Below are 7005 nucleotides of genomic sequence, written 5' to 3'. Positions count from 1 at the left end.
CACGACCCCGAGCACCTGGCCACCGTCGCCGACCAGCTCAACCGACGCCCACGCAAAACGCTCGGCTGGGAAACCCCAGCCGAGCGCCTGCATAAACTGCTCGCGGCCTGATCAACACGACCACGTGTTGCGACGACCCCTAGAAACCGCCCGCGTACCGGGGCCCTTCCGTGCATGCGGCAGGTCAGCCGCCGAACTCCTCCAGGCCCTTCAGCGCCTGGTCCAGCAGCGCCTTGCGGCCCGCCAGCTCCTGGGCGAGCTTGTCGGCCTTGGCGTTGTTGCCGGCCGCCCGAGCCGTGTCGATCTGCTTCTCCAGCTTGTCGACGGCGTCCTGGAGCTGGCCGGTCAGCCCGGCGGCACGGGCCCGTGCCTCAGGGTTGGTCCGGCGCCACTCGGCCTCCTCGGCCTCCTGGATGGCGCGCTCGACGGCGTGCATCCGGCCCTCGATCTTGGGGCGGGCGTCCCGCGGCACATGGCCGATGGCCTCCCACCGCTCGTTGATCGAGCGGAACGCGCTCCGCGCCGCCTTCAGGTCCGAGACCGGGAGCAGCTTCTCGGCCTCGACGGCCAGCTCCTCCTTGCGGGTCAGGTTCTCCCGCTGCTCGGCGTCGCGCTCCGCGAAGACCTCGCCGCGGGCCTGGAAGAAGATGTCCTGGGCGCCACGGAAGCGGTTCCACAGGTCGTCCTCGTGCTCGCGCTGGGCGCGGCCGGCGGCCTTCCAGTCCTGCATCAGCTCGCGGTAGCGGGCCGACGTCGCGCCCCAGTCCGTCGAGTTCGACAGCGACTCGGCCTCCGCGACCAGCTTCTCCTTGGCCTTGCGGGACTCCTCGCGCTGGGCGTCCAGCGAGGCGAAGTGTGCCTTGCGCCGCTTGGAGAACGCCGAGCGGGCGTGCGAGAAGCGGTGCCACAGCTCGTCGTCGGTCTTGCGGTCCAGCCGCGGCAGGCCCTTCCAGGTGTCGACCAGCGCACGCAGCCGCTCACCGGCCGCCCGCCACTGCTCGCTGGCGGCCAACTCCTCGGCCTCGACGACCAGCTTCTCCTTGGCGTGCCGGGCCTCGTCGCTCTGCTTGGCCTTCTGCGCCTTGCGCTCCTCGCGGCGGGCCTCGACGGCCTCGACGAGCTTGTCCAGCCGCTTGCCGAGCGCCTGCAGATCGCCCACCGCGTGGTGTTCGTCGATCTGCTGGCGCAGGTGGTCGATCGCGGTCGTGGCGTCCTTCGCCGACAGGTCGGTGGTCCTGACCCGGCGTTCGAGGAGGTCGATCTCGACGACCAGGCCCTCATACTTGCGCTCGAAGTAGGCAAGGGCCTCCTCAGGGGTGCCCGCCTGCCACGATCCGACGACCTTCTCGCCATCGGCGGTACGCACGTACACGGTCCCCGTCTCATCGACGCGGCCCCACGGGTCGCTGCTCACAGCGCCTCCTCCACATGATGCCGACGAGGGCGTGCGGCCCCCCGGCATCGTCCACAGTTTCTGTCCGGCAGGGCCGCGCCCTGGCCGTCCGACGGGCGGTCTTGCGGGTGAGGGTGGCAGCCGTCGGAGCAGGCACCCTACACAACGCCAATCTAGGCGACCGGCGGTCGGCTGTCCGCATCCAGCACGACCGAAATTCCGCGGTTCGCGCGCGGGACCGCCGTGCCGGAGCACGTACCGCCCCCGCGCGCGCCGCGCCGGTCAGGACTTCCGCACGGTGGCCCGGTCGATCACGACCGTGGCGCGGGGCGCGGTGTTGTTGGTCTGCGGGTCCGCCGGCGTCGCTCCGGCGTCGGCGATCTTGCGCAGCACGTCCATACCGCCGGTGATGGTGCCGAACGGTGTGTAGTTCGGCGGCAGCTTGCTGTCCTGGTAGACGAGGAAGAACTGGCTGCCGCCGGAGTTGCGGGTCTTGTCGTTCCTGCCGTCGTAGCTGTTGGCCATCGCGACCGTCCCCGCCGGGTAGACCCCGCCCTTGAGCCGCGGGTCCTTGAGGTTCTCGTCCGGGATCGTGTAGCCGGGGGAGCCGCTGCCGGTGGCCGTCGGGTCGCCGCACTGCAGGACGTGGATCCCCTCGTCGACCAGGCGGTGGCACCTGCTGTGGTCGAAGTAGCCCTGACGGGCCAGGAAGTCGAAGGAGTTGACCGTGTGCGGCGCCTTGCCGGCGTCCAGCTTCAGCTCGATCGTGCCGCAGGTCGTCGACAGCTGCACGGCGTAGGACGCCGAGGTGTCGACCGACATCGCCGGCTCCTTCTTCCAGGTCTTCTTCGACGGGGCGCCCTGAGCGGGCCTGCCGCACGGGTCGGCGGCCCTGCTGGGCGTTCCGTCGGCGGCCCGGTCGGACGGCCGGTCGTCGCCGCCGGCGAAGCCGACCGAGGCGTACGCGGCGAGGCCCGCGGCCAGCGCGACGGCCACGACGGACGCGATGATCACGGTGCGGCGCTTGGCCTTGTGCCGGGCCACCGACCGCCGTGCCTGCTGACGCTCGAACTTCTCCCGGGCGAGCTGCCGCCGCCGCTGATCCTTGCTGACCACCGGTCGTCTCCTTGTCCGATCACCGATCGCTGTGGGTGCGCCGTGGCCGTACCGTATACGGGTTCGCCCTGCCGGGAGTCCCGCCGGTAGGCTCTGGAGCTGCCGAGATGTCCGGGAGCGGCCCTCCGGTCCGCCCGCCATACCGACCCTTAAGGACGAACGTGCTGATTGCCGGGTTCCCCGCCGGGGCCTGGGGCACCAACTGCTACTTGGTCGCCCCCGCCGCCGGCGAGGAGTGCGTCATCATCGACCCGGGCCACCAAGCGGCCCAAGGCGTCGAGGAGGCGGTCAGAAAGCATCGGCTCAAGCCCGTCGCGGTCGTCCTCACCCACGGCCACATCGACCATGTCGCCTCGGTCGTCCCCGTCTGCGGTGCGCACGACGTCCCGGCCTGGATCCACCCCGAGGACCGCTACATGATGAGCGACCCGGAGCGGGCCCTGGGCCGTTCCATCGGTCAGCAGCTCATGGGCGAGCTGACGGTGGGGGAGCCGGACGACGTCAAGGAGCTGACCGACGGCGCCGCCCTGCAGCTCGCCGGGATGGAGTTCTCCGTCGCGCACGCACCGGGCCATACCAAGGGGTCGGTGACGTTCGGGCTGCCCGAGCAGGCGGACATTCCGCCGGTCTTCTTCTCGGGCGACCTGCTGTTCGCCGGCTCCATCGGACGTACCGATCTGCCGGGCGGCGACCACGCCGAGATCCTCAAGTCGCTGGCACGCGTGTGCCTGCCGCTGGAGGACTCGACCGTGGTCCTCTCCGGCCACGGCCCCCAGACCACCATCGGCCGCGAGCGCGCCACCAACCCCTTCCTGCGGGAAGTGGCCGCCGGCCGCGGAGACGGCGTCGACGCCGCTCCACGACGAGGAATGTGACGAGAGCTTCCGTGAGCACCTTCCGGGCCCCCAAGGGCACCTACGACCTGATTCCGCCGCAGTCCGCTACCTACCTCGCGGTGCGTGAGGCGATCGCCGCGCCGCTGAAGAACTCCGGGTACGGCTACGTCGAGACGCCCGGCTTCGAGAACGTCGAGCTGTTCGCGCGCGGTGTCGGCGAGTCCACCGACATCGTGACCAAGGAGATGTACGCCTTCGAGACCAAGGGCGGCGACCGGCTCGCGCTGCGCCCCGAGGGCACCGCCTCCGTCCTGCGCGCCGCGCTGGAGGCCAACCTCCACAAGGGCGGCAACCTGCCGGTCAAGCTGTGGTACTCCGGCTCGTACTACCGCTACGAGCGTCCGCAGAAGGGCCGCTACCGCCACTTCTCCCAGGTCGGTGCCGAGGCCATCGGGACCGAGGACCCGGCGCTGGACGCCGAGTTGATCATCCTGGCCGACCAGGCCTACCGCTCCCTGGGGCTGCGGAACTTCCGCCTCCTGCTGAACTCCCTGGGGGACAAGGAGTGCCGCCCCGTCTACCGGGCCGCGCTGCAGGACTTCCTGCGCGGCCTGGACCTGGACGAGGACACCCGGCGCCGGGTCGACATCAACCCGCTGCGGGTCCTGGACGACAAGCGCGAGGCCGTCCAGCAGCAGCTGACCGGGGCGCCGCTGCTGCGCGACTACCTCTGCGAGGCCTGCAAGGCCTACCACGAGCAGGTGCGCGAGCTGCTGACCGCGGCGGGCGTGGCCTTCGAGGACGACGAGAAGCTGGTGCGCGGGCTGGACTACTACACCCGCACCACCTTCGAGTTCGTCCACGACGGCCTGGGCTCGCAGTCCGCGGTCGGCGGCGGCGGGCGCTACGACGGCCTGTCGGAGATGATCGGCGGCCCGGCGCTGCCGTCCGTGGGCTGGGCGCTGGGTGTCGACCGCACGGTGCTGGCGCTGGAGGCCGAGGGCGTCACGCTCGACCTGCCCGCGGTGACCTCCGTCTTCGCGGTCCCACTGGGCGAGGAGGCCCGCCGGGTGCTGTTCGCCAAGGTCACCGAGCTGCGCCGGGTCGGTGTCGCCACCGACTTCGCGTACGGCGGCAAGGGCCTGAAGAACGCCATGAAGTCCGCCAACCGCTCTGGTGCGCGGCTGGCGCTGGTGGCCGGTGAGCGGGATCTGGCCGAGGGCGTGGTCCAGCTCAAGGACCTGCAGAGCGGCGAGCAGACCCCGGTCGCGCTGGACGCGGTGACCGACGAGGTCCGGCGCCGGCTGGTCTGAGAGCGGGTGGACGGCGCCACGATCGGGTGGCGCCGTCAACCGTCCGCAGCCAGCACGCCCCCTTCGGCTGCCGCCTCTTTATGCGCAGCGAACGGTGGGCCGTCGCCGGGTTGGGGCACAATGAAGGCCGCGCCCGCGGGACGGACCGCGGGCCCGCCAGGCGCCCCTTCCCACCCACCGACGGAACGGCCACATGACGACGACAGCGGTTGACGACGTGTCCCTCGACGACGACCACGCGAGCGGCGCGGGCACCATCGGTTCCGGCCGCGGCCTGGGCCTGCTCCTGGTGATCACCGGGGCGCTGGGCATCCTGGCCGCCTGGGTCATCACGCTGGACAAGTTCGAGCTGCTGAAGGACCCGAACTTCAAGCCGGCGTGCAGCCTGAACCCGATCATCTCCTGCGGCAGCGTCATGCAGAGCGCCCAGGCGGAGGTCTTCGGCTTCCCGAACCCGATGGCGGGCCTGGTCGGCTTCGGCGTGGTGGTCGCGATCGGCATGGCCCTGTTGGCCGGTGCCCGCTTCCGCCGCTGGTACTGGATCGGGCTGAACATCGGCACCGGACTCGCCGCGGTCTTCTGCATGTGGCTGATGGGCCAGTCGCTGTACAGCATCAACGCCCTGTGTCTGTGGTGCACGCTGACCTGGTGCGTCACCATCCTGATGTTCTGGTACACCACCGCCCACAACATCAAGCACGGCATCATCCCGGCCCCCGCGGGACTGCGGTCCGCGGTGGTGGAGTTCCACTGGGTGGTACCGGTCCTCTGGTTCGGCGTGATCGCGCTGCTGATCCTCACCCGCTGGTGGTCGTACTGGAGCGGCCTCCTGTGAGGAGCGCCCCGCATCCCGCGTGAGCGCGCCCGCGCCCCGGCCCGTCGACGACGGCGGCCGGGGCGTTGTCAGTGGGGTGGCTTAGGCTCGTGATCGTGGAGCCCGACCTGTTCACCGCCGCCGCCGAAGACCGCCAGGAGAAGGACCCCGCGCGGTCGCCGCTCGCCGTGCGGATGCGTCCGCGCACCCTCGACGAAGTCGTGGGCCAGCAGCACCTCCTCAAGCCGGGGTCGCCGCTGCGGCGGCTGGTGGGTGAGGGCGAGGGGGGCCCGGCGGGGCCGTCGTCGGTGTTCTTGTGGGGACCGCCCGGCATCGGCAAGACCACGCTGGCGTACGTCGTCAGCCAGGCGACGAACAAGCGCTTCGTGGAGCTCTCCGCGATCATCGCCGGGGTCAAGGAGGTCCGTGCGGTCATCGACGGCGCCCGGCGCGCCTCGGGCGGCTACGGCAAGGAGACCGTCCTCTTCCTCGACGAGATCCACCGCTTCAGCAAGGCTCAGCAGGACTCCCTGCTGCCGGCCGTGGAGAACCGCTGGGTCACCCTGATCGCCGCGACCACCGAGAACCCGTACTTCTCGGTGATCTCCCCGCTGCTCTCCCGCTCGCTGCTGCTGACCCTCGAACCCCTCACGGACGACGATCTGCGCGGGCTGCTGCGCCGCGCGCTGACCGATGCCCGCGGGCTGGCCGGCGCGGTCACCCTTCCCGAGGACACCGAGGGGCATCTGCTGCGGATCGCCGGCGGCGACGCCCGGCGGGCGCTGACGGCCCTGGAGGCCGGGGCAGGATCCGCGCTGGCCAAGGGGGAGAAGGAGATCACCCTCCAGACTCTGGAGGAGTCGGTCGACCGGGCGGCGGTGAAGTACGACCGGGACGGCGACCAGCACTACGACGTGGCCAGCGCGCTGATCAAGTCGATCCGCGGTTCGGACGTCGATGCCGCGCTGCACTACCTGGCGCGGATGATCGAGGCGGGGGAGGACCCACGGTTCATCGCCCGCCGGCTGATGATCTCCGCGAGCGAGGACATCGGCCTGGCGGACCCCACCGCCCTGCAGACCGCGGTCGCCGCCGCGCAGGCGGTGGCGATGATCGGCTTCCCGGAGGCCCGGATCACGCTGAGCCAGGCCACCATCGCGCTCGCCCTGGCCCCGAAGTCGAACGCCGCGTACACCGCGATCGACGCCGCCCTGGCGGACGTCCGGGCGGGCCAGGCGGGTGCGGTGCCGCCGCAGCTGCGCGACAGCCACTACAAGGGCGCCCAGAAGCTCGGCCACGGCCAGGGCTACCAGTACCCGCACGACCTCCCCGGCGGTATCGCCGCCCAGCAGTACGCACCGGACGAGGTGCACGGCAGGCGCTACTACGAGCCCACCCGGCACGGCGCCGAGGCACGCTACGCGGACGTGGCCGAGCGGGTGCGCGCCCGGCTGCGCGGCGGGGCCGGCGAGGGCGCCGCGGAGTAGCCCGGCGTCCCCGGCGTCCCCGCGGGATCCGGCCGGTCGTGCCCGC

The 7005-nt window shown here is 71.5% G+C and carries 6 protein-coding genes; 4 read left to right on the top strand and 2 right to left on the bottom strand.

Annotated features, from left to right (window positions below):
- Nucleotides 1-184: 184 nt before the first annotated feature.
- Nucleotides 185-1414 (bottom strand): DUF349 domain-containing protein, encoded by a 1230-nt coding sequence (locus AB0G84_RS09455; RefSeq protein WP_361317815.1) that lies wholly within the window; start codon nucleotides 1412-1414, stop codon nucleotides 185-187.
- 261 nt (nucleotides 1415-1675) lie between these two features.
- Complete coding sequence (locus AB0G84_RS09450; protein WP_361317813.1) at nucleotides 1676-2509, bottom strand: peptidylprolyl isomerase; 834 nt, start codon at nucleotides 2507-2509, stop codon at nucleotides 1676-1678.
- Between the two features lie 161 nt (nucleotides 2510-2670).
- On the opposite strand from AB0G84_RS09450, the gene AB0G84_RS09445 reads away from it, so the two are divergent.
- The 4 genes from AB0G84_RS09445 (at nucleotide 2671) to AB0G84_RS09430 (ending at nucleotide 6959) form a co-directional block, all read left to right on the top strand.
- Complete coding sequence (locus AB0G84_RS09445) at nucleotides 2671-3384, top strand: MBL fold metallo-hydrolase (protein ID WP_361317811.1); 714 nt, start codon at nucleotides 2671-2673, stop codon at nucleotides 3382-3384.
- An 11-nt stretch (nucleotides 3385-3395) separates the two neighbouring features.
- Nucleotides 3396-4658: a histidine--tRNA ligase gene (gene hisS / locus AB0G84_RS09440; RefSeq protein WP_361317809.1), complete on the top strand. Its 1263-nt coding sequence runs from the start codon at nucleotides 3396-3398 to the stop codon at nucleotides 4656-4658.
- 193 nt (nucleotides 4659-4851) lie between these two features.
- Nucleotides 4852-5493 (top strand): vitamin K epoxide reductase family protein, encoded by a 642-nt coding sequence (locus AB0G84_RS09435; RefSeq protein WP_361317806.1) that lies wholly within the window; start codon nucleotides 4852-4854, stop codon nucleotides 5491-5493.
- 95 nt (nucleotides 5494-5588) lie between these two features.
- Nucleotides 5589-6959 (top strand): replication-associated recombination protein A, encoded by a 1371-nt coding sequence (locus AB0G84_RS09430; protein WP_361317803.1) that lies wholly within the window; start codon nucleotides 5589-5591, stop codon nucleotides 6957-6959.
- Nucleotides 6960-7005 lie beyond the last annotated feature (46 nt).

The sequence above is a fragment of the Streptomyces sp. NPDC020742 genome, from assembly GCF_040641675.1.
Taxonomy (GTDB): Bacteria; Actinomycetota; Actinomycetes; order Streptomycetales; family Streptomycetaceae; genus Streptomyces.
This window is presented reverse-complemented; position numbering and strand designations above follow the sequence as displayed.